General features: G+C 42.2%; 19 protein-coding genes. 9 read left to right on the forward strand and 10 right to left on the reverse strand.

Annotated features, from left to right (window positions below):
- The first annotated feature begins 126 nt into the window (after positions 1-126).
- Positions 127-393 (forward strand): hypothetical protein, encoded by a 267-nt coding sequence (locus tag LEP1GSC192_RS01300; RefSeq protein ID WP_020768154.1) that lies wholly within the window; start codon positions 127-129, stop codon positions 391-393.
- Positions 394-450: 57 nt separating this feature from the next.
- Here LEP1GSC192_RS01300 and LEP1GSC192_RS01305 read toward each other — a convergent pair whose 3' ends face one another.
- The 3 genes from LEP1GSC192_RS01305 to leuC all read right to left on the reverse strand — a co-directional run bounded on the left by LEP1GSC192_RS01305 (position 451) and on the right by leuC (position 3,500).
- On the reverse strand, positions 451-1,368 hold the full coding sequence (locus LEP1GSC192_RS01305) for a lysophospholipid acyltransferase family protein (RefSeq protein WP_020768200.1): 918 nt from the start codon (positions 1,366-1,368) through the stop codon (positions 451-453).
- Between the two features lie 105 nt (positions 1,369-1,473).
- On the reverse strand, positions 1,474-2,100 hold the full coding sequence (gene leuD, locus LEP1GSC192_RS01310; RefSeq protein ID WP_020768114.1) for a 3-isopropylmalate dehydratase small subunit: 627 nt from the start codon (positions 2,098-2,100) through the stop codon (positions 1,474-1,476).
- The gene (leuC, locus tag LEP1GSC192_RS01315) at positions 2,097-3,500 is read right to left on the reverse strand and encodes a 3-isopropylmalate dehydratase large subunit (RefSeq protein ID WP_020768463.1); all 1,404 of its coding nucleotides are present in this window, start codon (positions 3,498-3,500) and stop codon (positions 2,097-2,099) included. The genes leuD and leuC overlap by 4 nt, the downstream gene beginning before the upstream one ends.
- Positions 3,501-3,592: 92 nt before the next feature.
- On the opposite strand from leuC, the gene LEP1GSC192_RS01320 reads away from it, so the two are divergent.
- A complete protein-coding gene (locus LEP1GSC192_RS01320) occupies positions 3,593-4,477 on the forward strand; it encodes a LysR family transcriptional regulator (RefSeq protein WP_020768136.1) in 885 nt (294 codons plus the stop codon).
- Positions 4,478-4,511: 34 nt separating this feature from the next.
- Here the strand turns inward: LEP1GSC192_RS01320 and LEP1GSC192_RS01325 are convergent, their stop codons facing one another.
- Together LEP1GSC192_RS01325 and LEP1GSC192_RS01330 are read right to left on the reverse strand one after the other, a co-directional pair.
- Positions 4,512-5,513 (reverse strand): carboxylesterase, encoded by a 1,002-nt coding sequence (locus tag LEP1GSC192_RS01325; RefSeq protein WP_020768339.1) that lies wholly within the window; start codon positions 5,511-5,513, stop codon positions 4,512-4,514.
- Positions 5,514-5,636: 123 nt separating this feature from the next.
- Complete coding sequence (locus LEP1GSC192_RS01330; protein WP_020768403.1) at positions 5,637-6,068, reverse strand: Rrf2 family transcriptional regulator; 432 nt, start codon at positions 6,066-6,068, stop codon at positions 5,637-5,639.
- A gap of 180 nt (positions 6,069-6,248) precedes the next feature.
- Between LEP1GSC192_RS01330 and LEP1GSC192_RS01335 the strand changes: the two genes are divergently transcribed.
- On the forward strand, positions 6,249-7,727 hold the full coding sequence (locus LEP1GSC192_RS01335; protein ID WP_020768058.1) for a discoidin domain-containing protein: 1,479 nt from the start codon (positions 6,249-6,251) through the stop codon (positions 7,725-7,727).
- Between the two features lie 3 nt (positions 7,728-7,730).
- The gene (locus LEP1GSC192_RS01340; protein ID WP_020768145.1) at positions 7,731-8,315 is read left to right on the forward strand and encodes a hypothetical protein; all 585 of its coding nucleotides are present in this window, start codon (positions 7,731-7,733) and stop codon (positions 8,313-8,315) included.
- A gap of 67 nt (positions 8,316-8,382) precedes the next feature.
- On the opposite strand, the gene LEP1GSC192_RS01345 is transcribed toward LEP1GSC192_RS01340, so the two are convergent.
- The 5 genes from LEP1GSC192_RS01345 to LEP1GSC192_RS01365 all read right to left on the reverse strand — a co-directional run bounded on the left by LEP1GSC192_RS01345 (position 8,383) and on the right by LEP1GSC192_RS01365 (position 14,111).
- On the reverse strand, positions 8,383-8,985 hold the full coding sequence (locus LEP1GSC192_RS01345) for an MORN repeat protein (protein WP_020768316.1): 603 nt from the start codon (positions 8,983-8,985) through the stop codon (positions 8,383-8,385).
- 43 nt (positions 8,986-9,028) lie between these two features.
- Positions 9,029-10,720 (reverse strand): hypothetical protein, encoded by a 1,692-nt coding sequence (locus LEP1GSC192_RS01350; RefSeq protein ID WP_020768515.1) that lies wholly within the window; start codon positions 10,718-10,720, stop codon positions 9,029-9,031.
- Positions 10,721-10,724: 4 nt separating this feature from the next.
- Positions 10,725-11,591: a DMT family transporter gene (locus LEP1GSC192_RS01355; RefSeq protein ID WP_020768451.1), complete on the reverse strand. Its 867-nt coding sequence runs from the start codon at positions 11,589-11,591 to the stop codon at positions 10,725-10,727.
- 149 nt (positions 11,592-11,740) lie between these two features.
- Positions 11,741-12,811, reverse strand: a complete 1,071-nt coding sequence (locus tag LEP1GSC192_RS01360) for a fatty acid desaturase (protein WP_020768102.1) — start codon at positions 12,809-12,811, stop codon at positions 11,741-11,743.
- A 157-nt stretch (positions 12,812-12,968) separates the two neighbouring features.
- On the reverse strand, positions 12,969-14,111 hold the full coding sequence (locus tag LEP1GSC192_RS01365) for a helix-turn-helix domain-containing protein (protein WP_020768048.1): 1,143 nt from the start codon (positions 14,109-14,111) through the stop codon (positions 12,969-12,971).
- Between the two features lie 440 nt (positions 14,112-14,551).
- Here LEP1GSC192_RS01365 and LEP1GSC192_RS01370 point away from each other — a divergent pair, with 440 nt between their 5' ends.
- The 5 genes from LEP1GSC192_RS01370 to LEP1GSC192_RS01390 all read left to right on the forward strand — a co-directional run bounded on the left by LEP1GSC192_RS01370 (position 14,552) and on the right by LEP1GSC192_RS01390 (position 26,068).
- Positions 14,552-18,151 (forward strand): lipoprotein, encoded by a 3,600-nt coding sequence (locus tag LEP1GSC192_RS01370; RefSeq protein WP_036088649.1) that lies wholly within the window; start codon positions 14,552-14,554, stop codon positions 18,149-18,151.
- A 5-nt stretch (positions 18,152-18,156) separates the two neighbouring features.
- The gene (locus tag LEP1GSC192_RS01375; RefSeq protein ID WP_036088651.1) at positions 18,157-21,873 is read left to right on the forward strand and encodes an Ig-like domain-containing protein; all 3,717 of its coding nucleotides are present in this window, start codon (positions 18,157-18,159) and stop codon (positions 21,871-21,873) included.
- A 425-nt stretch (positions 21,874-22,298) separates the two neighbouring features.
- Positions 22,299-23,876 (forward strand): BTAD domain-containing putative transcriptional regulator, encoded by a 1,578-nt coding sequence (locus tag LEP1GSC192_RS01380; RefSeq protein WP_081603561.1) that lies wholly within the window; start codon positions 22,299-22,301, stop codon positions 23,874-23,876.
- Between the two features lie 132 nt (positions 23,877-24,008).
- Entirely contained in the window at positions 24,009-25,007 is a 999-nt protein-coding gene (locus LEP1GSC192_RS01385; protein ID WP_020768330.1) for a hypothetical protein, read from the forward strand.
- Positions 25,008-25,060: 53 nt separating this feature from the next.
- Positions 25,061-26,068, forward strand: a complete 1,008-nt coding sequence (locus tag LEP1GSC192_RS01390) for a putative solute-binding protein (RefSeq protein WP_036088797.1) — start codon at positions 25,061-25,063, stop codon at positions 26,066-26,068.
- The last annotated feature ends 61 nt before the right edge of the window (positions 26,069-26,129 follow it).

Below are 26,129 nucleotides of genomic sequence, written 5' to 3' on the forward strand. Positions count from 1 at the left end.
ACGTTCTCATTTCCAAAATTGTATTGTTGGTTCCGGAGAAGAGTGATCCAATCCTAAAACTATTGCGGAACCTTATCAATCATTTATTGTTTGAAAAAATTATCTGCTATAATATGGAGAATGTTTATGCGAACAAAAAAAAGGATCTTGATCTTACTCTTGGTTCTATCTTCCCTTGGTTTCGTAAATTGTGATACGTTTAATGATCTATACGGGACCGGAGACGATGATAAAAATGATAAACAAAACTGCAGTGCAGCAGCGGCATTGTATTTAAGTTGTTCTAACGAAAACCCCGGTTATGCGAATACTGCGTGCTCTTCCCAGTATTTATTAGCCGTTGCCGCTTGCGGCTACGGTGGGGGAAGTGGAGGAGGCGGGGGAGGATACTAAACCTCCTCTCAGACGGAAAAGAGCGGATCAGGCTGTATGCTTGATCCGCAATCTCTTTTATTTTTGTTCGGATAGGATTTCTACATTCCATTCTTTTAAATTTGTTAATACATAATTCAAGAGTGTTTCTTGTGCCTTTCTGGAGTCCTTAGGATCTATCTGTGGGCCGAATTTCATGTGGATCTTTCTGTCTCTGTACAGTGTGCCTAGGTCCTTCCAGATCTTACCATTTTCCCAGAAGTCGGTCTTGATCGCGAATGGGACGACGGGAACTCCCGCTCTGGCCGCAAGTTTAACGGCGATTGAGTTGAATTCCGCCGGATTGAAAGTCCGAGTCCTTGTACTTTGAGGGAAAACTACGATAGAAACCCCTTTTTTCAGGAGATTCACTCCTTCTTCCAATACCTTAACTAGATCCTCTCTTGGGTTATCCCTGCCTACTGCGATCGGGTCCCTACTTCTCATGATAGGACCGAAATATCCTTTTATTAAACTTTCTTTAACTACATAGGTAAGCCTTCTGTGAGGGACCAAAAAATATGAAAAGACGAAAGTTTCCAAGACGCTCATATGATTGCCGGCAAAAACTACAGGGCCCTTCGGAGAGATAACATTCTCAAGATTCTCTATTTGGAATTTTCCCTCACAACCTTCGATCAAGTCTAAGATCCCGCCTGATAATTCTATCCAACGAGGATCGAAAAATTTCCCTTTTAAGGCATCCTTTCTTGCGATCATGATCTGACGGAAGTATCCGTACAAAAAAGTAAGATCGGAACGGAATAAAAACCGATCTAATAACCATCTTTTGCGATCCGGGGGAGTGATATATCTCAAAGTCACTCCTTCTCTTAGCTCTATCCTGCGTCCTAATTCTTCCTTGGTTAAGTCGTAAATCCCCGTGATCAGCGCTGAATCGGGGATTTTAACTATAGGCGTTGTGATCTTATCATGAATGGATTCTATTAAACTCACTCTAGGTTCCTTTTAGAAGCGTAAAGAATGACGAACATATTAATTTTCCCCGAATTCTTTTCCAGCGAATAAAAGGTTTTTTAAGATCTATTGTGCAGAGCACCCTTACCATTGAACTTCTAAAAACGGCCTTTCTATTCTGCGTTTTTGTTCGAAATCCAGGATCTCTTTTGCATTTTTTAATGTGATATCAATATCGTCCCATCCGTTTCGGATCCGATTTACGGAAGCAGTATCCAAATGAAAGAAGAATGTTCTATCTCCCGCCTGCACTTCCGAATTTTCCAGATTGATACGGATTTGTGATCCGGGATTTTTAGAGATCCATTCGTTTAAATATTGGATCTCCTCTTCTTTCAAACGGATTAATGCGATCCCATTCTTCGCGGAATTAATGGAGAATATATCCGCAAAAGAAGGAGCCAGAATTGCCCTGAATCCGAAATCTGAGAGCGCCCAAGGTGCATGTTCACGACTAGAACCGCAGCCGAAATTTTTTCCCGCCACAAGCACGCTTGCATTCTTAGATCTCTCCCTGTTCAAAATAAATTCTGGATTTGGAATATTCCCTTCCGGGTCAGAATATCTCCAATCATGGAATAGATGTTTTCCAAATCCTTTCTTATTTATCAGTTTCATAAACTGTTTGGGAAGGATCTGGTCCGTATCAATATCGTCTCTTGGAATAGAGACTGCAACACCTGTGTGTATTGTCCAAATTTTCGGGCTCATACTAATTTCCTCACATCTGAAAATTTACCTGTAATTGCAGCGGCCGCTGCCATTGAAGGACTGACAAGATGTGTCCTTCCGCCTCTACCTTGTCTTCCTTCAAAGTTTCGATTCGAAGTGGAAGCACATCTTTCTCCCGGTTTTAATACGTCGTCATTCATCGCAAGGCAAAGAGAACAACCGGGTTCTCTCCATTCGAATCCTGCTTCTTTGAAAATTTTATCCAATCCTTCCGATTCCGCCTGACGTTTTACGGAACCGGAGCCGGGCACGACTAACGCCTGCACACCTGGATATACTTTTTTTCCTTTGGCGACTTCTGCTGCGGATCTCAGATCTTCTATCCTGGAATTTGTGCAGGAACCTATGAATACCTTATCGATCCTGATCTCTGAGATGGGAGTTCCCGGTTTTAAGCCCATATACTCCAACGCGTTTTGAGCGGTTTCCTTGTTGTGAACGTCTACGAAATCTTTCGGATCCGGAACAAAACCTCCGATCGGCAACGACTGAGAAGGATTGGTTCCCCAAGTGACCTGAGGCTCTATTTTAGAAATATCTAATTCAACGATCTTATCATATACAGCGTCTTGATCGGTGAAGAACGTTTTCCAATATTCCACCGCTTGTTCAAAACTTTCTCCTTTCGAGATGAGTTTTTTGTCTTTAAGATAGTCGAATGTGATTTGGTCCGGCGCTATTAAACTTGCCCTTGCTCCTGCTTCTATGCTCATATTGCAGAGAGTCATTCTTCCTTCCATGGAAAGAGATTTTATCCAGTCTCCCGAATATTCTATGGTAAAACCTCGTCCTCCTGAAGTGCCAATCTTTGAGATCAATTCCAAGACCACATCTTTGGCAGTGATCCCAAAACCCGGTCTGCCGATAAAACGAACTAACATGAATTTCGTTTTGGCCTGTTTTAAAGTTTGGGTAGCGAGCACATGTTCCACTTCGCTTGTTCCTATTCCGAATGCCAAAGCACCGAACGCTCCATGAGTTGCGGTATGAGAATCGCCGCAAACGATGACTGAACCAGGGATGGTAAATCCTAATTCGGGTCCCAAAACATGCACGATCCCTTGGTCGGGATCTTCCGGTCCGAATAAACGTATCCCGAAGTCCTTGCAGTTTTTTTCCATCGTATCTATCTGCAATTTTGAGACTGGTCCTGCAGCATCTCTATTTTTACGATCCCTTGTAGAAACATTATGGTCCACTACTCCGAAGGTAAGATCCGTTCTTCTTATGGTCCTATTTTTTTCCCTTAACCCTTCGAACGCTTGGGCGGAAGTCACTTCATGAAGAATATGACGGTCCACATATAAAATGGATTCGTTGTCGGAATTCTCCGAAATTCTATGGCTTTCCCAAATTTTGTCATATAAAGTTCGTCCCATATTTTCCTCTCGGTAAGGAAGGTATCAAATTTACTGATATAATGCAAATAAATTGGTTTTATAAAATATATAACTAAAAGTTATATGTAGTTATGGAATTCAGGCAGATCGTTTATTTTTTGGAAATTTCGGAATCAGGAACGTTCCAAAAAGCGGCCTCCCGTTTGGGATTAACCCAACCAGCACTCTCCAAACAGATCTATCTTTTGGAAAAAGAATTAGGAGTTAGCGTTTTGGAAAGAGGAGGGAGGTCCGTTAGGCTAACTCATGAGGGGGAAAAATTTTACCAGTATTCGATCCGATTAAAAGAGATTTGGGAAGAGATCCGGGAAGGTTTTAGAAAAGAGAATGAACTGAAAGGGAATTATTCCATATCCGCAGGCGGCACGGTTTCAGCTTGGATATTACCGCATATCCTAAAGGAAATCCTGAAAAAAAGACCGGGACTTTCTCTTTCCGTTAGAGAGGGTGATGCCCATCAAACCAAGGAAGCAGTATTAAAGGGAGAAGCGGATCTTGGGATACTGACGGGACCGATTGCTGAACCTAGTTTGAATGTTTTGGAATTTCTTTCGGATCGGATCTTTCCGGTTGCTGCGAAAGATCATCCCATTTTTCTAAAAAAGAAAATACGAATAGAAGATCTGAAAAAACAATCTTTTGTGTTATTTCATCAAGGGTCTGCACTTAGAAAAGCGGTAGAGAAGAAGATCAAATCTTTCTCCAAAGAATTCGGTCCTAAAATAACGATGGAGCTTAGAAGTGTAGAGTCGGTAGTGAAATCTTTGGAAGCTGGATTAGGGATCGGTTTTTTGTCCGAATATTCCATCGGTCCTAAACTTAAAAAAATACAATTCCTAGAATGGAATGCCGAACGGAAATTTTACCTTTGTTACCGCAAAAAATCGGGACCGGGACTCGCTTTATTAGCGGATGAGATCCTAAGATCCGTTCGAAAATGGGGAATGGAAAGGTAACCTTCTTCCCTTGAAAGGAAGAAGGTGATAAATTCTATTTAACTCCTGTTTTATGTAAGAAGTCTAAAACTCCTTTTTGGACCTTCTCTTTATCGGAGAATACATGTTTGGAAGTTAATACGTGGCTTCCTATTTCTATTTGGACCTTAGTATTGAGAGGATTGGGAGTATCTCCTCCGATCTTATCAAAAATTTTTAACATTGCATCCACGCTAGCTGTCTTGTCCTGATGATCCTTGTCCTTATAATAATATACTAATAGAGTAGGGACTTTGATCTTCTCCAGGCTGTTTTGGCTAAGCACGAACTTGGTCGCATTACTTACGTGTTGTATCGCCGATAAATATTGGTCTTTATACCAATGCTCGTAATAATGTTCTCCGACTCCGTCGTCCGGTTGTTTAGGCGGGGATTTTCTGATCTTTCCTTGAATGGTTTCACCGAAGGTCATTCCTCCCGGATAGAAGAATATTTTTGCCAAAGGGACCGCAAAATCGAAAAATGGAGAGAATAATACCAGATCCTTTATTTTATCCGGATATTTTCCCGCTAGATAAACGGAGATCAAGCCGCCCATACTGGTGCCCATAAGTATAGTATGATTTCCTAATTTATCCATCATTAACAGACTTTCCTCGGCGACACGAATATATTCGGTAAAAGGAGTGTCTCTATGATCTTCGTTATTTGTTCCGTGACCCGGTAACCTTAAATAATAGGTATTTGCCTTGAGAGAAGCGGCAATTTTATCCACCGTCTCTTCTCCTTCTGCGCGGGACGCGCCAAAACCGTGTATATAAAGAATTGCGTATTCGGTTTTACCAGGTGAATACCGGATCAGTTTTTCTTCCGAACCGGCTCTTCCATTAAGCGATTTGGTCTCTTCCAATTTAGTTTTATAAAACGAATCGAAACTTTGGGTTAGGTCCGCCTTTGGATGGAATTCGTATTTGGGAAATGTGGCGTAATATATCCCCAAATAGGCGATAAGCAAGGCTCCTAGGCCGATCGAAACCCGTTTCAATATTTTTTTCATCCTTCTCTCCGATTGTTTTGCGAGTTGATTATGAGCGACGAAAAGGATATTAGGACCCCTTTATTTTGAGGCAAGGACTTTTGTTGGAGGAAATTTCAGGAATATAGATCGAGTTCTTAAAAGTTAGGCCCTTTTTTTCTTTTCGGAATCCAGTTGGAAAAGAACATCCGAAAGATGAAATTCGCCTAATTTTGCTTCCAAAGCGGATTGGGCCTCTTGGAAAATCCCTGTCAAAGTGGTTTGTATCTTTTTACCCACAGGACATTTCGGGTTCGGTTTATCATGGATCGAGAAGAGCGGAGCTTCGGTTTCCACCGCCTTATAGATCTGTAAAAGTTGGATCTCCTCCGGGGATTTGGCGAGTTTTGCACCGGCCACTCCCTGTTTGGAAACCACAAGACCTGCTTTTTTTAATTTTCCCAGGATATTTCGGACCACCACAGGATTGGTTCCTATACTATCCGCCATAATTTGAGAAGAACTGGCTTCTTCTCCGTCCCGATCGATTAAGGAAAGAATATGGATCGCTATGGAATATCTGCTAGGAATCGACATCTTTCCCTCTTGAATGGATACTTGGGCGATCTTTCGGATTCGCCAATCATATTTTCATACGACTGGAACATCTTGGAACTCTCCGAATAGGGAATAAAAAACAAATAAGGGCCTATTTTTTCGTTTTCCCCTGGTTTAAGAAATATATTTCTGATCTCTGCAATTTCTCGGAGGCATCCTATGTTCGCCAAATATTCGACTCTGTTAATAGGGGCATTGTTCTTTTTTCACTGCGGTAAAAAATTGCCCGTTTCCATGATCACGGCTACATCCATGGATAGCGGGCTTCCGTTCGAGATCTTGGATGGGAAAAAGTGGAGGCCGGAAGAAGGAGCCAAATTCGTGAAACTTCATTTTTATCCGGATGAGACCTTCTTATTATCCAAAATAGAAGTGGAATCCTGTAACGGGGACTTCTCCGATCCGATCACGGCTTATATTAACTTTGATGAATATAGTCAGGAACTTTCCACCGGTTCCACCGCAGCTGTTTCTTTCGACGCGCCTAAAAGTACTCGCTCGGTCACTTTTAACTTTCACAAAAACGCGAATTTATGCGTCCAAAAGGTGAATTTTTACGACGATAAGGGTTCTAAGATGAAATGGAAGGGACCAAAAGTTGTAGAAGCAACTGTCACCGCATCCGAAACTGCAAAGCCGAATCTTTCCTATGATGTGATGAACTTATTCGATTCCAGATACGAATACGCTTGGGCCTCGGATAAAAAAGGTCCAGGAGTCACTTTGGATTTCGATTTTAAGGAAACTCAGAAGATAAAATCCATTAAGATCTGGAACGGTTACCAAAGATCCGACAGACATTGCCAGACAAACGGCAGACTAAAGACCGCAACTATCACAGGTGACAACGGATTCGAAGAAAAGATCGAAGTAGGAGATATCATGGGACCTCAGACCATACAATTCTCCAAAACTTTCGAAGGTACAAAATTAAAACTTAAAGTGGATTCAATTTATACGGGAAAAGATTATAAAGGACTCGTCATCAGCGAGATCCGTTTTTCGGACGGAGACGATTGGATCTTACCGAATCCGATGGAGCAAGTTAAGAAGATCGCGAAAAATAATTTTTTCCAATTTACTGCGGCAAATATAGACAATGTTCTGAATTGGAGTTACGTGGGAGGAGAATATAGCGGATCATTACCGGCTGCAAACGTAAGTGTAGAAAAACCGGCTGGACAATCTGCGGAAAATCCCGCAGGCGAAACGACGGGGGAAGAAGGTCCGACGCCTGAAACCGGTCTTATTTCCTCCAACTGGACTTTACGTTTGAGGTCCGACGGAAGTCTTTTCTTCGAAGGAAATACTACGGAAGCGGATGGAGATAGCCAAATAAATAAAAGTTTTTTTGCATTAGGAAATTATGAAGTAAAAGAGGCAAAACCCGACGGTTTGAAACTTCGTATATTCGGACTCGTTCGGAAAATGACCCAAAAAGAATATAACGAAGATTATTACGGCGGGGACTGTAATGGATGCGGAAGAGACTGTAATAATAGCCAGGATTCCGAAAATGGAGAGAAAATTTTCCAAGAACAGATCCTTCTTCGCAAGTCGGGAAATAAACTTTTCATAAAGAACGAAAATCCCGGCAAGGTATTCCAATTCTCTACTTTGGAATTGGTTCAGGAATAAGTTTTGTTTAGGAATATTCTCTTCCTTCTTCTTTTCGTATTGAGCGTAAACTATTGCGAAAAGGATAAAAGTTCCGATCCTTCTTTTTCCTTGAATTTATCCGGGAAAAAGGGGGGAGTTCCCGTTCATATCGATTGGATCTATAAAGGTTTTCCGGGAGAGATGAAAATTTACGAACTGGCTTCTCAAAGGCCGGTGCAACTTTGGGAAACAAAAACGGTTTTAGATCTGCATCTGGCTCCGATTTCCGGTCCGATAGAAGATTCTAAATTAGTTTTGGGTCCGGGTGAAACCCGCAAATTTGCCTTAGTGTATAAGAACGAAACAAAGGAGAAATTATACTTCTTTGCGGCGCCTCACTCAGTGAACCCGCCCGAATTCGGTTTCGGTTTTAAATTCAAATGCCTTTGTGTGAATCATCTATTCCAAGTGGAACCCGGTTCCGTTTGGTACAGGATCGTAGAAATTCGCACTATGCCGAACTGGGCAAGCGATCCGTTCCGGATCACTCATACCTTAGTGAGAGTGGATCCAAGCCAGGCAAAAGAATGGAGCAACTCAGGGACACATTCTCATTCGGATGAATGAGAATGGTTCGTTTTTAAGGATAGAATATTAGAATATTCTTATATTTCCGGAGAGCTGTTTGTGAAGTTTATTGTTCCGGTTTAGGTTCTGCGTTCGGATCTTGTTTTACACAAACTAAAACTTTGTTTTGGAGATAACATTCGGTTTCCGTTCCGTCTTTCTTTCGATAAGGTCCTGGATTGGAATTGCTGGAATCCGTGAATTCGGTCACTAAAACACTTCCGTCGGTAAATGTAACTTTTCCGGAACCTTTAATGATCCCTTTTGCAAAGTTTCCTCGGATCACCGTTCCGTTGGAGTAGAAATACATTCCGTCTCCTTCTTTCAGATCGTTTACATAAATTCCTTCGAATTTGTCGCCGTTTTTGTAAAGGAACTTACCTTTACCTTCTCTGTGACCGCTACTGAATCCGCCTGTATAGATATCTCCCGTAGAATATACATAGGTGCCAGTCCCGTTTTCACAATCGCCGGATTCACAACGACCATCTTCGGTTTCTTGATCCGGATTGAAGGCTCTATTGGAAGCGGAATTTGCCGTTTCCGATTTGGTGGAGCTTGCAGCGGCATTATCGGAAGGTTCGGTCGACCCTTTGGTTTCCGCGGAAGAACAGTTGAATATTATAAAAAATGCAAAAATGGAACAGGTAACTGTGAAAATTCGAGCCATAGTAAAATTTTTAACCCTAAACTTAGATCCGTCAATTAAGATTTCACTGTAATAATTCTCGGACAGGCATTCCCTGGCGGTTGATAAAATCGGGAAGTTTGTTTTTGATCCCTAAAAATACCATATAGTAGATCTTACGTAAGACCGGATGAAATAAAATTTTGTCACGGACCCTATAGCTGCTTCTGTTCCTTAAAAAGAATTTTAATATAAAGCCTAAGAACCGAGAAGGTTTGGACTGGGAAGCCTGGAACTGGAATCGGAAAGTTTTAGGGTATTTCTTATGATATTCTTTTGCGAGCCTTTTGGATTCCGCTAATAATACCGGATTTTCGAAATACAGTAGTTTTCTTGCATTTAGAATGAGCCTAAATGTCTTTTTCTGGAATTGGGAATCGTAAGGCAGATGCAATGTTTCGGCAATTTTTTTCATTCTGTAAAGTTTAGAGAATGCTTCTTCTCCTAGTCTTACAGATTCTTTCGGATTCGGATTTAGAATGGAATACAAGAACCGAAACGGATCCGAAACTGTGATCTTGTCCCAGGTGATATGAAGAATGGGCGGGATCCGAACACGATGCAAATAGAAACTTTGACCGGCAAATCCGGGATCATACAGAAGATTCAGGATCAATTCTTCGCTTAATTGCAAAAATTCTATAAATAGATCTGCATTTTTCTTACCGTAAAATTTGCGAAGAATTTCCTCTGAATTTTTTTCCGGTTTGGTGAATAACTGAACGGAAACAAACGTATTCAACTCGTTCCAATAAGAAGATCCTTTTAAAAACGTGATATTCTTAAAAGAGGACCAGCCACCCGTTTGGGTCCAGACGCTAATCCCTGCGATATTCGTTTTACCTAAAAGTTCGGATCTATATTTTTCATACATCCACCCTACAAAGCTGGGATATTCTCCAAAACCTTCGTATTCCCTTCTGGCCTGTAATTCCAAAAGTTTGGGTCTATCATCTTCAAAAAATAGCGGATTGATCGGAAGATATCGGAAGAAGTCGCCTTCTCCATACTTTAAGGAAATGATAAGCGATCTACTTTTTATATCTTGGAACACTTTACGATATGTTTTTGGATTCCAGATCAGGTCTCCGATCTCGTAGGCTCCTAAGGTCCAGGTCCTAAATATTAATATTTTATTATATTTTTCGAAAACGGGTAGGATTTCCTTCAAAAATGAATTTGCCTGTTTCGGGTTTTTGAGTAGAAGTTTACTTCTAAAATCCCCTGTAACATCCACTCCGTCGGACTCTCCGATCCGAAGTACAACTCCTGAAATTTCTGAAAAACTGGAAAATAGATCTTCCAATGATCCAATAAAAAGTTGGACGATCTTGTCCAAATTTCCGCCCGTATGTTGCAAGATGGAATCGTTAACGGAAAAAAAATCGCTGGTTATAAAAACTTTTAGATCTTGGGAGGAAGCGATCTTAAATAATTTTTTGTATTTTTTACGGTACGATGAGATCTTCCGTTTGAGATCTTCCGGATAAAAATGCCTTTCGGAAAGATAACAAAGTTCATCCAGGGTGATCGCATTAAATCCTAATTTAGAAATTCTTTTCGTATATCTAGAAAAGGATTCTCTGACTCTTTTATGTTTTTTCTTTGAAGGAAGGGAAAACTTTTCCAAATGTACAAGAGGAGCCTTGGACCAATTTTGGTGTTTTTTTTTGGATTCCAGGAAAAAAGGAGCAGATCCGTCTACTAGAGTGAGCATTCTTCTATTCCGTTTTTTTTCCGTATCGAAACGATTCAAGTGCAGCGGCGAATAAGATCAGAATTCCTCCTATAAATTCTTCCTTTCTCGGAACTTCTTGCAAGATTGCCCAGGCGAGTATGGCGGAATATACGGGTTGAATTGTGGATAATAATCCTGCGGTTTTAACCTTCATCTTGAAAACGGATTTGATGTAGAATGTATGTCCGACGGCAGTGAAGAAAACTCCCAAAAGAAATACCAAGCCCCAATCTTTGGGAGTTACGAATAAGTTTTCGAAGAATAAAATAGGGCTTAAGACTAAACATGTAACTGACGTCTGGTGGAACATCACTTGTGTGGATCCGTGACCCGAAAGATATTTTTTGGTGAGAATATTTCGGAATGCCATTGCCCAGGAAGAGGTCAGTCCGAATACTACTCCCAAAAGATATTTGCCTTCCGGATCAAAACTTGGCACTAAGATCCACATACCGAAAAGCACGAGCGCAGCGAGTCCCAAGTCTAAACTTCGGATCTTAGAAGGAAAAAACAAAGGTTCGAGTAAAACAGTCCAGACAGGATGTGTAAATAGTGTTAGCACGGCCACTGCGATAGACGCTTCTTGCGCGGAAGCAAAAAAAGTCACCCAATGAAATGCGAGAAGAATTCCTAAAGAAAAGGAGATCCAATTTTCTTTTTGACTTGGAAAGAAGAAGGGTCTTTTTCTAAACCAAAGGACTGAGGCAAGAAGACTTGCCGCGAATAATGTCCTTCCCCAAGTGATTAGGGAAGGGGAATAGGAGAGTACCTGGGCAAACAAAACGTTCCCGCTGATCAAAATTTGGGAAACTTGGAATTCAAGATAGGTTCTAAGTCTATTTTCCTGCATCTGGCAGGACTAACTTCCGATCTGTATACGGCAGGAAAAGGAATAACTTTCGCGCTTTAAACGATTTCTATGATTTGTAATAAAGTGAGAAGATCGGAAGGACCCGGGCCTTCGCCCGAATCCCCATACCAAAGAATAAAGTTTTTACTCTAAGCCGTTGCTAATGTTTGTCCTTTCCCCAAACGATTCGCTCTGAAAATACTTCCGAAATCGTTAAATCTGATCCCGTAACGTTTCATTGCAGGATGAACGAAAGGTGCTACCGCTTGTCTGAGATAAAAAGGTTGGTTCACTACGAAATGATGGATCCCGTGTGTACTTCCGAAATTAAAACAGAATAGATGAAGAGGAAATAAGAACCAACGATTTAAAACCTGGGTCTGGTCATGAAGTCCTTTTACGTCTCCATAATAATGCATATTAGAAGAAACTACCTGAATGCTTGTTTGTCTGATCCAATTCGGAATGGTATACACCACTGCTGAAATATTTAAGAAGTAACGAACCGTATCTAACCAAGCCGGAATTTCCACGGGTTTTCCGAGTAATTCGTTTCCGATATAGAAAAGATTGATGAAGAGGAAATTATACCAGAGATGAAAATAGATCACTAGGTAAGGCCAACTAGAGCGAGTGATCTCACTTCTTTTAAATTTAGGAGCCTCTCTGCGCAAGATATGGGATTGAAATAAGAAGGACATATTTCCGTCCATCATGGTGATTAAACGTTTTAATCCGAATTTCATACCGTTTCCGATCAGACGTTCTTCTATATCTTCTTTATGTCCGGATACTTTGTGATGAAGAGTGTGGATCATTCTTCTATACCAAGGACTGACAGTATTACCTCTAAAGATCCAAACCGTCCAAAACATGAAGTTTTGGATCTTTAGATTATCCTTATAGTATAAATTATGAATTAAGTCGTGTTCGACTTCATGAAGAATGGACGCAAGCACACCGTTTGCAACGATACATGCCCATGCAGGAATAAACCCTGCGATATAAAGTCCTGCAAATAGGATCATCCCGGCAGCGGAACTTAAGGTAATCGCTAAACCCAATTCGTCTTGGTATTTTAAGAATTCGAATTTACCCCGCAGTTTTTTATCCCTAAATCGGATCCATTTCATGATCTTCTTACTTTTTTCCTTTTGGGACATTCTCTCATAAAGTTTGGTTGGAACCTGAATGGTCGGTCTTTCTGTAATAGTGATCATCGGTTTCCTCCGTTTTTGTTTTCGGTTGTCCATATCTTACGGAAATTTTCGAGAACAGTCGTCTCAATTGATCGAATGCAACTGCCGATTTGGTCCCAATCTATAAATTTTTACCAATTTGCAACGTCGAGCAGTGATTGGTTTGGTATCAAATGGATTAACTTCCTCTAAATTCGGAAGGAGTTTTACCCGTATATTTTTGGAAGGCTCGATGAAAAGACGATTTCGTGGCAAATCCAACTTCGAATGCGATATCTAAAACGGATCTGTTCGGTTCTTTTATGAGAAGTTCACAGGCCTCTTTGATCCTGTAATCGTTTACAAACGCGGAGAAATTTTTTCCCAGTTCCTGATTGATCAATTCCGAGACCTGGTGGGTGGAAAGTGCAAGCTCATCCGCGAGATCTGCTAACCCCAACTTTTCATCCCTATATAATTTTTCCTTTTCCATGAGTTGTGTTAGGCTATCTCTAAGTGCATGACGATTCACACCGGAGAGTAGGGATCTTGCATATTTCTGCCTGGTGGCCTGGCTTACTTCCTGGAGCACTTGGAAGAATTCAGGCCGTTTGTGTCCGATCAGATAGGCAAGACAAAGGCTTATGCCCATCATTGCGGAGCAAGCAAGAAGGAAAATCGGCGATTTATTGGATAAGTACATAGCACCGAAACCAAGATTCACGAAGGTAGAAATCACCATGAATGCCAGAATTCTTGCGGTCCATTCTTCTTGTAGTACCTCCCAACGAAGAAGGTCCGAACTTCCTCTTAGGATAAGACCTATATAAAACACCAGGATCAGAAGCGGGGAAGAAAGTAGGAACTCCCCCTCATTCCAACCGGTTTCTTTTAAAAAGAGTGAGATCTTATCCACAATCCGGTCTTGGGGAAGAAGCAGAATCGCCAGCAAATATAAAATCCAGACGAGCACGGGAAGAAGGAGATGTTTTTTTTCTAATCCCAAATAAGAGATTTCTTCCGAGTCTCTGTCTTGACTAACGCTGTGGATACCGAAAAGGATCGGACCTACAGAAGCGATCAAGGGGAATTGGATAAGCGATAGCCTGGGAAATTCTAAATATAAACCGGAAACTAATAGCAGAAAGCTACCCTGTATTAAGCCCAAAATCAGGAAAATCAGGGCCAAAAGCCTGTTTAGGGCCGTTTTTTTCTCTAAAACCAATTGCCCAAGAAACATGAGAATTCCAAGTGCGGTACCGAATTGGGTGATGGCCCATAGGATTTGGAACCAAATTCCTGGATTGTAGTAGCTATGACTTCCTATTCCCTCTGTAGGCATTGGCTCTAAGAGAGTTCAAAACTCTGAGCAGGTTGTCAAGGATTCCCTAGTCGATTCTGAGCCCTCTAGGTCGGGTGAATTTTGTAGGCGCTTCGACGAGTTAGAACGAAATCTAGAATTAATTATACAAAACACTCGTTATTTATAATTTATCTCCCAAGGGATAGGGGAGTAGTTTCCTTTTTTATAATATACTTTTAATTCGAATAGACAAAATCAAAGTCTCAAAAGATAGATTGAGACTCCCAATTGAAAATTCCTATATTGAATAACAATTGTTATTTTAAAAAGAACCCAAAATCACCCGGAAACTTTTTATAGAGTCTCGCTTATTTTTTTTCAAATGCATCGGAAATATAAGCCTGATATAAGCCCGCTTTATGTAGCGATCGCTATGCTGTGCACACTTGGAAAGAAACTGTTAGGATAAGCTAATAGATATGAATATAAAGAAAGCACACATTCTTTTCTCGCTATGTTTGGCTCTGGGGATGGGCTGTCAGGCAGGCGGTGAGAAATCAAGCGCGGATACTTTTTACGATAATATCGATTATAAAGGTATTCGTCTTTTTAATCTGTTCGATGATTATCCTTCCATCAAATCAGGTTTCCAAAGTTTGGAACCTATTAACTTCAATCTTAAGTTAGAATCCTCGATGACCATTCCTTATAGAGAGGATATCGTGGGATTTTTACGAGTCTCAGGAGATCTTCTTCTTAAGCCGGAAGCTCATGTGAGACAATCTCTTCTCCGAGTCCATTCCCTTTTAGATCGTATAGAAAAGGCACCGAATAACGCATTCGATATTCTTCAGCCTTGGTTGGAATCTTTACGCACATATCGTAAACCTGTGCTTCGTAATTTGGCACCTTTGAGCCAAACCGCTTTGAAGTATCTGTACACAAACTATTCTAAAGAAACTATGGAAACCAAGTTTAGAGAGGTTTCCGCAGTATTAAAAGATCCTGAAATTCGAATCCTTTTCGTGGAATTGGAGGACGTATTAGACAAAGCGATTAACCAAAACGCGAATGCGAAGCAGGCGATCTCCGGTCTTTTACAAGGTATGGTGGATCCTTCTCTCATTTCCGACAGAGTGATGAAAGAAAAAATGATCCAAATGATCTCCGCCATCGGAAAATCTTTTCGTCAAAGAGCTGGATTTAGCGACGCAAAATCTTCTGAGACTGTACTAAAGAACTTAGTGGTTAATTTAGAACATTATTATACGGCGTCCGCTCCGACCGGGGATAATGAGAACTTATATTCTGATCCGACTTTTGCGGATTATAGGGATGCTACGTATCCTGCCGAACTCGGTGCTATTTTAACCGAGTCTTTCCGTTATTTAAGACCCATGCTCGGGAAAGGTGGGGATTATACCGCTAATCCAGACGTTCTTCTTTCCTTGGAAATGGCGAAAAATTTCGCTAAGTTCGACTTCTCCTCTAATGTGACGGGAGTGGATAATTCCCTCAGAGAACTGATCCGCATGGATGCATCCGGTCTCGATCGGGCAGATCCGGTGAATATCACCAGCAGTCCTATCACCGCATTAGAATCTTTAATGTTTATCCTGACTTTATCCGACACATACGGATTCCGTTGGGAGAATCCAGCAGACACTTCCATTATGAGATTGGAACCTAACGGTTCCGGAAACGGAGGACCTATGACGGGTGGGGTCCTTACGGTTGGAGATAGCATTTACTCCATGAGATCCGCAATGACAGGAAGTATTGGGATTAAATCTTTTATGAACCAAAGTTCCGTAGATGGTGCGGTCTTTAAGAACGGGGATGCAAGCACTCCGACAGCACTTTCTATCGGGATCAATACTCCCACTTTAACTTTATTGGAAGCTCCGGATCCGAGTATTATTCCGGCGGCGACTGATCCTGTTTATACCAAAACGATCCCGTTTATTATGAAATTGATCCGTACTGTTTTGATCTCAGGGGGCGGGCCTTACTATAATAAAAATCGCGTAGATTCGAACGGGAATGTCCTCACTTTGGATGGAAAACTTTATAGAGATTCCAACGGTGTGGACCTTATCTATAAAGATTCCTGGAATACCTCGGAATATAGAATTAAAGTTTCGAACACTGCAAACGGTTCCTGCACAGGCGGAACTATTTGTAAGTGGGTAGGTCCTGGCGGGCGCGAAACGGATGCGGTAGTAGCTAATAATTCTTTCACTCCAGTGGCTGCCGGAGCGAATGCTTCCGGTGCCAGAGGCTGGAGTATCCCTGTTTGGGAAATTGCAAAAGACAATTTAAGCGAAAGAGCGGTAGATACGGACGAAGAAGCGATCTATAAGAATTTCCAATGGCTTCTTCATGAAAAACGAATGGTGGCTGTAATTCCGCTTCGAGCTTCCTTAGGCGCCGGAGTTCCGTACAAGATGGCCGCTTTTGTGACTCTGATCGCAAACGGTCTTACCGGTCTAATGAATGCAAGGCCCGTTTTGCAGGATGGAGCTATGTGTGCGGATCGTATCAACGCGATCTGGAGAATTAAAAATACCTTTATAAAGCCCGGTTGTGCGAGTTCCACCCAACCTAATTTCAGACAACCTGGGATCCCGATCCTACAAGAGAATTACTCGGATATTCCAGGCGATAGTATGTTCTATTTGGAAGCTTGGGACTATGGCACCAGCGGTACCGGCTCTTTAACCTTCAACAGTTTAGGAGATGCTTCCGTTTACAGTATTTTTTATCCAAGTCCGGATGACTCCTATGGAGTAATTCCTCAGGTGATTGCGGCTAACTTTGCCGTTATGGAAAGACTTTCTTTTTTAACTCCGGATAAGGTTCTACCTTCCGGTCCGAATGTAACTTATGGAAAATCAGTAGAGGAAGCTTGGGGACAGAGAAATAAACTTCTTCCTTTAATCCTCTCTCTTGCATGGACCTTGGACGACCAAGCAAGTCCAAGCTTGAACAAAAATCCATTCCAGATACTAACGGGACTCAGTGCCGCTTTAACAAGACCACTTTTAGCAAGGATCACGGATCCAGAACCGAATAGTGGTGGAAGGACAATCGACGTTGTAAAAATCGTCAACTCCGACTCCAGCGTGAGAAGTAACTCTGCAACCGAATCCGAGTATTTCTTCCGGTATCTGGATCCGATTTCCAATAAGCCTGTACGTTCTCCACTTTCTATTCTCGCGGAAAATGAAAGAAGATACCAAGACGGGCTGCTAAACTTGATGTCTAGGACGGACCTTCTATCCACATTCGTGCAAATGCTTGCCGAAATGGGAAGACCGGAAAGAGCAAGCGGAGCACAACTTACCTTCCAAGCAATCGCGGATTTGATGGGGGAAATAAAACTTTCAAATGAAAGTCCCACACCGATCCAGTTCAATTTGGAGGCATATCTGGGAGAGATCCGCGATATGGCGGCCGCTTTCCCTGATTCAAGAGTTGCAAATATCTATGATCCTGAATGGGATCGGTTGGGAAATTGGGCTGTCCGTATCCGCGATTATTTCGATCCGGATTCTGTCTATAGTCTGATCCCTACCTTGGAATTTTCCATGGACATGATCATAGACAATATCCCTACGAACGCACAGCTTACGGCTATCGTGGATCTTCTGGGTGGACTCACTCGTGGCGTCTCCAACACCCAGGATTACTTAATTACGAATTTATTAAGTGTGGATACGGCGGATCTTGCAGAAGTCTCCGCTCCTTACGGAAGAAGCACCGTTGGAGTGTTGATGGGTATCGTAAAGACCGGCGAATTCTACTCTTATTTGGAAGCGGATATGAGAAGTTCATATTCGCTTAAATCGATATTCAAAGACGCTAAAAAACTTTTGGTGTCGGATATGATCCAAACACAAAGAGAAGACGAAAGCTCACTGATCTATACGGCAGGAGTGTTGATGGGTATTTTTGCGGATCTTGCTTCCACGGGTAAAAAACAATTCCCGGATGGATTCGTATTCTACGACAGATTTAACGAAGATGAAAACTCGGACACCTATTGGGATAGGTTCGTTACGGTATTCACCCGGTGAGAATAATGAAGAGAATTTTTTTGGGAAAAATAAGTCGAGGGCTGGAAATGAATCTGAAAAATATAAAAGTTTCTAATGTCGATAAGGGAATCAAACTCGCGATCCTTTCCATTTTAGGGGTAGGCATTTTAGGATGTAGCCCGGAAAAAATGAAAGGATTTGCAATGTCGGATATTTTCGACCTAGGATTCTTTTCTGGAGGAAGAATATTCGGAGCGAATCCGAACCTTCAACCTCCATATAACAGCGTGGACAATGATACCGCCGTCCTTCCTGTAGATTTCGGTTCAACCAATCCTCAGGCAACCTTATTCATTAACTCCACCGAGAATGTGGATCGATACAAAGAGTTGGAAATCCGTTTTTCCCACCCTATGAACAAAAGTACAGTCGAAGCGAATTTTACTATTACGGGTACTTCCGGAAATCTTACCGGTCCAAATCCCGGCGGGGAATTCTACTGGATGAGCGGTCAAAAACTTCGTTTCAATCCGTACAGGGAATTAAAACCGGCGGAGTCTTATACGATAACGATCACTCCTGACGCGGCGACCATTGGCGGCGTGGCTTTGGAAAATTATACGGTCACGTTTAGAACAGGATTGGATTATAGCCTTACAAATAGGATCACGCAAGGAAGCCAATACACTTTGAACGGCGCGAATGATATGACATTCGACCAGTCGGCAGCATTAACATTAGCTTCTAATTACGTAAATCCGGTGGTAGGTGAAAACTATATCCAATCGGTCCTTCTGAAAAAAATAGGTTCTAATAATTCTCAGGAAATTTGTGCAGCTTCTCCTTGTTCTATGAGCGGCACTATCTCATTGAACCTGAACACATCTCAAGTTCCTCCTACTATCGGTGGGAATACCTACTTTTACGAGATCGCTACTACGAACGGAAAAACGTTCCGTAAGTATTTCAGTTTCAACTACGGTAGATTGGAGAATGCGAATAATGTTCTTCCTTACGTAGCTAACGGTGTGATGGACGAAGCGCAAATGCTTCCGTTTTTAGGAAAAGCCATCCAGAAATATACGACCGGCGCATTTAAAGTGAAGGATGCGAACGGAACTCCTCGTACTTTCCAAGAATTTTTATTGGGAATGCCTGATTTTCCTAAGAGAAGGTTTTTCGAGAACGGGGCTTGGACTATCGGCGAAGCTTGTATGAGACAGGATGGGCAGATGTCCGGTAACGCGAACGAAGCTGCCTTTAAGGATTTCGAATATATTCCCGTGTTCGGAGCTAAATCCAACGGTGCGGGTAGGGGATATTGCTGGGTGAGGCACCCGGACTGTGTTACGGATAACGGGCCTCCTTATCACCCTAAAAAAAGGGCAAGCGGCGTAAGCAGAGCGGATTGGTGGAATATTTATACTACCAACAACTGTGGACAAAACCAAAACAATCCGAATTATCCGCAAGCGTGTAAAAACCTGTTCCATTGGGGAGAAGCTGCTTGGAGTCTTTGTCATTATCCTACTGATGTAAAATCTTACAGAAACAACGGATATACTTCCACAGTGTTCTCTCCTTTCGGTAGGCCTGACGGAAATATTGGATCTGCCGGAGACGATACGGTTGACTGTGCGTTCCCTGCATGTTTCTTCGATTCGTATCAAATCGAAAGAATAGCTCCGGGACCATTCTCAAAATACAGCGCTACCTTAAACGTTTCTTCCGGTGGAATTGCGGACGGAAGTGCTGCGATAACCTTAGACGTTTATGTAACCGACATGAGACTCCCTAAGTTCGTTCGTTGTGGATCGAATAACGCGACTCATGGTTGTGCTGCCGGAGCCGGAACCCAATTAGGGAACGTAGTCGCCGACTTAAAGGTTAACCCTGGTTCCGGAGCGGTGGCTCCCGGATTGGGCCTGGATCTGAAATCCAGATATACGGAAGTAGATCTTTTGGTTGTTTCTCGATTCGAAGACTGGTATGGAGCATTTAACGGACCCGGTGCCTTACTCGTATTCAGAACAACGGCTAAGTTGAACTGGGACCCTGCTGTGGAAGGAGTTTTAAATCCGACCGGTTACGATTGGAATAACGTTCAACTTTCCAAACCTCGTTTAGCATTGGCACGCGCTCGAAATAATATGACCGTGACTTCCGAAGGTTTGATCAATATGACCGTAAGGACTCCTTTTACGGTAAACGACGATTACTTCCCGGATAATCCGAGTGTAGCCAATATTCTGTCTAATACGAATAACTTCTTCATTCGTCCTTGGGCCAACCCATTGGGCCTATCTTTGGCGGGTTTGTATCCTGGCGAAGATAATTCCGACTTCATGTATACGGAACCGATGACTTACATTCACGGAAGTGAAGGTTTCAACACGATCATCGAAGCTCTTGTAGGTAGAGCGGAATTGAGTAATATGGCGAACCTGACTGTGGACCAAGTGAAACAGATCATCACCCAATACATGCTCAGAGATATCGTCCAAAGGATCGCTCCTAACGTTCTGAATTCGGTGATTGCCGACTTGAGAGATACGGGAGTAACGATCACATTACCAAGTTATCTACCGGCACCTCTTGGAAACTTCCCGTTAACGGTGAAGTTCAAATTGAATACGGATGCTACTATCAAACATGACGGAACTAATAAAGGGTTAGTCACGTCTTTGGATTTCGCATTTACCAGCGGTTTCAACCCTGTGGGAGGTCTTAGGACCCAATCCGGAAAAACCGGGATGGTGACTACTCGTACTTGGAATGCAGGAAATCCTCCTCCTTCTACTTATCAGTTCAGTCAATCCGCTGCGAATCCTGGATTCTTGATCTCTATGCATACGGATACGATCTCTCAAGCTGCCTTCCATTTATGGCAGAGAAGGGGATTGGATATCGTTCTGAATAAAGCATTCATCGACGGAATGAACGCGTTTGCAGGTGCAGATCCTTTGTTCGCTTTGACAACTTCTTTCTTAAAAGCTTCTCCTTTGGTTACGATCCTTGTGCCGGGAAGGAACAAGCTACAAGGACTGAACGGTTCGAATATGATCGCCCCTCCGGTAAAATCGTATGATGATATCGACATGGTAATGTCGCCGATCCACGCACCTAATGTGAAGTTCAAGCCTATGACTTCCGCAGGAGTGCCTAAGATGAGATTGTATTTTACCGAAATGCAATTGCAGATCATCGCTAAAAAACCTACCTCTTGTGCAGGACTTGTGGACGACGAACTCACGGATTGCCAAGCGGATACAAGAGCGAACGGATACCAACAAACTCTTGGAACAGTCAGGATCAGTTTCGCTGCGGATGCCGATTTCCGTTTCAAAATGTTCTCTAATCCGACCAATAATCCTGCGTTCGCTAACTTGAATGCACTACAAGTGATCTTGGATCCGGTCAGTAACTTGGATTATGCGGTAGAAGTTTTGGAAGGACAAACTTACAATCCATTCGGTCTGGATCCTGACGGTATCAAGTCGGTGATTTCTCCGTTAGTCACCACTCTTGTGATCCCGATGGTAAACAGTATTATGAAAGAGATCCCAATGCCTCCTGATATCACCTTCCCTAAATTGCTGAACCCTGCAGGAACTCAATCTTGTGCGATCAGTGCGAAGAGTGATAAGGTACAATTCTTCACGATGGATACTCCTCAAGTTGCGGATCCGTATCTGTTAGGAGGAATGAGATTTGTAGGACAAGCCGTAACGGATCCTGCGTCTCTGATTGTCTGCCCTTAAAACACTCCTAGCTATTTCGAAAAACTAAATGTCGAAATGACCGAAAGGGAAAAAACCCTTTCGGTTTTTTTTTATCGGAGGGGCGGAGATCTAAATTAGAAAAATCTATAGGACTAAAATGTAAAATTCATATACACGTTGATCGAATGTAAGAAAAAACTTATGAGTGAGCCTTCACTCGATCGGTATTGTGCAATTTTGATTTTCTTTTGCTACAGTTTCGCAAAAGTTTTCGTTCGATTTTAGTCGAAAGTCAAATTATTTCATAACAATCGTTAGAACGTGCTACATATTCTTTTAAAAAAAGGAAGGAAAACGATTCAAATACTTGCATTTAAAAATAGTGAGCATTTAGTCACAATTTTTGTCCCGTTTTCATAAATGGGTTGCAGGAATCCGGATAAGATAGGAAACGAAAAGTGGATATGACGTATTACCAGCTTTCATGTTACTTGGTGGTGACTGTATTAGTCTACCGTACGATTCATAATTTGGTTTTATATTTTAGAAATCGTAAACAAGCATACCTACTTTACTTTGCCTTATTACAAGTGGCGTATGGCTGGTATCTATTCTGTTTTATCCAAACCATTAACGTAGAAATTCCGGAAAAAGCCTTAATCTGGGAAAGAATGGAGAATGCGACAGCGGCTATATTCGCCACGTTTATCGCATTATTCGTGAATAATTATAAAAAACTGTTTAGCAGGGATTTCATCCTACTCTACGTGTTTATGAACTTGATCCTTGCCGGAATACTCTTACAGGATCCTAACGCTTATACCATGAGCGTTGCTCATCCGAAACATTTTCCATCTTTGGGAATAGTTATTTATGAAACGGATCAACCTACCATCATGCAGTTTATCTTCCTTTCAGGGATACTGATGATCGTATGGACTGTGATCAAAGTAATGAATCAATTCAGAAAGAACAGATTCAGAAACCATTTCCTATTTTACGGATTGGTATTATTTTTCGCGAGTTTGATCGCGGACATCTTGGTTGCCAGTGATTTATTAGGTATTCCGTATACTTCTCACTTTAGCTTTTTGATTCTGATGTTCTGTGTGGACAGCTTCCTGACAGTGAATAAATCCGAAAGGGAAGTTAGGATGGAATTCAAGGAATCCGTTTCCAAATGGATGTCCAAGTCGGAGGCTTCCTCTTTTGGAGTACAAGCCAAGGGCGCAGGTGGGGAAGGTCCCGAATCCAAGTCGATCAAAGAGAAAGACCGCAATCCTAAAAAATTGAGCGTAAGAGCTCTTGGTCCATTGGAATTGGATCTGGATGGAAAGAAAATCCCTGCAGCCGAATATTCCAGTAAGAAAAAATTACTTAAACTCATTAAACTACTGTTAGTTCGTTTTGGTAAAGGTGTTCATAAAGAGGAACTTTTAGAGAATCTTTGGCCTGGAATGTCCGAAAAAAACGCTCTTAATAGTTTGCATGCTCTACTTTTCCGTCTTCGTAAAATTTTAGGAAATCCGGAAGCTGTCGTATTTGCGGAGGATAGATTATTCTTCCATCCAGATCTGGTAGAAGCCGATTTTGTGGAATTCGAGAAAAAGTTCGAAACGGCAGGGAAGTTACTTCGAAATAAAAAAGAAGAAGAAGCCGTGCAGTCCTATAGGGAAGCCCAAGAGTTGTATACGGGAGACTTTTTCGAATTCGATCTTTATTTCCCTGAATCGGAGTTAAAACGTGAATATCTACGCAAGAACCTGATCGAAATTTATAGGATCCTATGCGAATATTCCCAAAAAGCGGGGGACGCAAATTCTCTACTTTCCGATTCCGAGAGCTGGATCCGTCTGGATGATCTGGACGAAAGAGCTTGGAGATTTCATTTTGAGTCTTTACAATCGTTGGATCGTAAGAATGAGGCTTTGCGTAAATTTGAAGACATGAAGAAAATCCTGAAAAAGGAATTAGGTGTGGAACCTGACCAAGAGACGGTATCACTCATCGAAAAGATTCGGGTTACTTCTCCAGTAGGTTGATTGTTTTTAGGAAACACTGCACCATAAAATAAAACGCTCATTAGAAAAAAAAATATTGGACGAAGTAAAACCCTTCTGTACGTTCTTCCAGAATCCCCCATATTTCTAAGTAAAAATAACCCCCGAAATAAAATGAATAAACGAATCCTTTTTTTTGTAACGATTGTTACAATTACCCTGGCAAACTGTTCCATCGTATATAGAGTTACCGGTAAAACTTTAAACTCGTATGCCCAAGACCATTTGGTTCCCCATTATCTTGCTTCCGATGATTTGGACGCGATCTGCAACGGAGGAACGGCGCTCGGACCTCTAGTGTCTTCATTCGAAAGAACCGGAGCGTCTGTAGAACTTGCAACGATGGTTGCCCAGATGGGAGCGGGAATGTGTGCGGAAAAACAGGCACAAGAAGCGGAACTTCTGTATATAGCTGCAGTTCGTAAAGGTAAGGGGGACGAAGCTCTGGACAACCAGGCTAGACAGATCCGTTACCATGGAATAGCTGCAAAAAGATACGGTGACGCGCATAATCGATTCCTGCAATACTTCGGCGAATGGAACGGGAAATGTCCTTCCATTAGCGAAGACGAAGAGTTATATTATTTAGTGGGACTTTCTTCCGGATTACTCGCAATCCTTCATGATTTTGCTTCTCAAGGGTATGCCGGGATCACTCGAGAAGTGCCAAGCGTAGTTGCTGGAGGATCCAAATGTTTGGATCCTAAAAAATGGTGGGGAACTCCATTGGCTCTCGAAGCTGTTGTGTGGCTTTCCGTTCCGGGCGCGACTCCGGAAGGAAAGGATGCTTCCAAACAAATGGAGGAAGCAGTTAAATTGGGAGACCAGGCGGGGGTCCGGCTTTCTCGAGCTTTCCAGATCCAGGCTGCCGCCGGAAAAGGCGACGCTGAAAAGATCAAAAAACTTATATTAGAACATTCTAAAGTTCTAAGCCAAATACCTGCTAAGAAAGAATATCTTTTCTTGGAAGCGTTTGCGGAGAATTTATCACGTCATGAATCCGATAAAATTTGGATGAAAGAGACCGGACATAGAGGGCCGATTAACTTCTCCTCTTTTCCGGGAAAAAAGAAAAACAATAAAGAAGAAGACGATCTGTTAAAAGATCTATGAGCGGGTTCTTGGGTGGAAAACGAAAAAAAGGGACCTTTAAGGAAAAAAACTATATGAAGAAGTTTCTCATTCTATCGGTAATTATTCTTGGGACTTGGATGTCCGTAGGTGTGGGAGCAGCGGAGACTGTGGATCGATCCATGTGTGTATTCGATCCTTCCGGCGCACATGGAGACCTGTTCAAAGCCGCGCAAAGATACCAAGCGCAAGCTTTAACATGGGGAATTCGTCTGGACCTGAAAGCTTATACGGACGAAGTGGTAGCAAATTCCGACTTCAAAGCTGGAAAATGTCATATGGCATTATTAACTTCGCTTAGGGTAAGGAGTTATGTACATGAATCCGGATCCATCGAAGCGATCGGTGCACTACCAAGTTATGACCTTCTCCGCAAAACGATCGAAGCATTATCAAATCCTAAAGTAAGGGAACTGAACACGGACGGCGACTATGAGACGATGGCTATGTTCCCAGGCGGTGCGGTTTATCTTTTACTCAGAGATAAAAATCTGAAAGATATTAAGGATCTGGCCGGAAAGAAGATCGCAACTTTAACGTACGATCAGGCTGCCACTACAATGGTGGATATCGTAGGAGCTTCTATGGTTCCCGCAGAGATCGCAACTTTCGCAGGTATCTTTAATAACGGAAGAGCGGATGCTTGTTATTCTCCCGCGATCGGGATCAAACCTTTGGAACTTATGAAGGGAATTTCTCCGAATGGAGGTATCGTTCGTTTTCCGATCGGCCAATTGACCTTCCAGATCGTGGCTCGTCATAAGGATTTTGCGGAAGGATTCGGAAACACTTCCAGAGCGTGGGCGGCGACTCAGTTCGACTCTATGCTTTCCCTTACCAAAAAGGCAGAGCAGGAAATTCCGGCCAAATATTGGTTAGAAGTTCCGAAAGACCTTCAAAAGAACTATTTCGAAAAATTTAGAGAAGTCCGGATCAGGCTGAGAGACAAAAAAGTATATCATCCTACCATTCTGAAATTAATGAAAAGGGTTCGTTGCAGTGCGGATAAAGAAGCCGTAGAGTGCTCGGATAACCTGGAATAATTTCCAAAACTAACATAAAAAAGGCGGGAAAAATCTTTCCCGCTTATCTTATATCAATCAA

The organism is Leptospira sp. B5-022, from assembly GCF_000347035.1.
Lineage (GTDB): Bacteria > Spirochaetota > Leptospiria > Leptospirales > Leptospiraceae > Leptospira_B > Leptospira_B cinconiae.

Coding starts and splice junctions, on each gene's coding strand:
- LEP1GSC192_RS01300 (WP_020768154.1), top strand. CDS start 127: ATGCGAACAAAAAAAAGGATCTTGATCTTACTCTTGGTTCTATCTTCC.
- leuD (WP_020768114.1), bottom strand. CDS start 2,100: ATGAGCCCGAAAATTTGGACAATACACACAGGTGTTGCAGTCTCTATT.
- leuC (WP_020768463.1), bottom strand. CDS start 3,500: ATGGGACGAACTTTATATGACAAAATTTGGGAAAGCCATAGAATTTCG.
- LEP1GSC192_RS01320 (WP_020768136.1), top strand. CDS start 3,593: ATGGAATTCAGGCAGATCGTTTATTTTTTGGAAATTTCGGAATCAGGA.
- LEP1GSC192_RS01325 (WP_020768339.1), bottom strand. CDS start 5,513: ATGAAAAAAATATTGAAACGGGTTTCGATCGGCCTAGGAGCCTTGCTT.
- LEP1GSC192_RS01330 (WP_020768403.1), bottom strand. CDS start 6,068: ATGTCGATTCCTAGCAGATATTCCATAGCGATCCATATTCTTTCCTTA.
- LEP1GSC192_RS01335 (WP_020768058.1), top strand. CDS start 6,249: ATGTTCGCCAAATATTCGACTCTGTTAATAGGGGCATTGTTCTTTTTT.
- LEP1GSC192_RS01345 (WP_020768316.1), bottom strand. CDS start 8,985: ATGGCTCGAATTTTCACAGTTACCTGTTCCATTTTTGCATTTTTTATA.
- LEP1GSC192_RS01350 (WP_020768515.1), bottom strand. CDS start 10,720: ATGCTCACTCTAGTAGACGGATCTGCTCCTTTTTTCCTGGAATCCAAA.
- LEP1GSC192_RS01355 (WP_020768451.1), bottom strand. CDS start 11,591: ATGCAGGAAAATAGACTTAGAACCTATCTTGAATTCCAAGTTTCCCAA.
- LEP1GSC192_RS01360 (WP_020768102.1), bottom strand. CDS start 12,811: ATGATCACTATTACAGAAAGACCGACCATTCAGGTTCCAACCAAACTT.
- LEP1GSC192_RS01365 (WP_020768048.1), bottom strand. CDS start 14,111: ATGCCTACAGAGGGAATAGGAAGTCATAGCTACTACAATCCAGGAATT.
- LEP1GSC192_RS01370 (WP_036088649.1), top strand. CDS start 14,552: ATGAATATAAAGAAAGCACACATTCTTTTCTCGCTATGTTTGGCTCTG.
- LEP1GSC192_RS01375 (WP_036088651.1), top strand. CDS start 18,157: ATGAAGAGAATTTTTTTGGGAAAAATAAGTCGAGGGCTGGAAATGAAT.
- LEP1GSC192_RS01380 (WP_081603561.1), top strand. CDS start 22,299: ATGACGTATTACCAGCTTTCATGTTACTTGGTGGTGACTGTATTAGTC.
- LEP1GSC192_RS01385 (WP_020768330.1), top strand. CDS start 24,009: ATGAATAAACGAATCCTTTTTTTTGTAACGATTGTTACAATTACCCTG.
- LEP1GSC192_RS01390 (WP_036088797.1), top strand. CDS start 25,061: ATGAAGAAGTTTCTCATTCTATCGGTAATTATTCTTGGGACTTGGATG.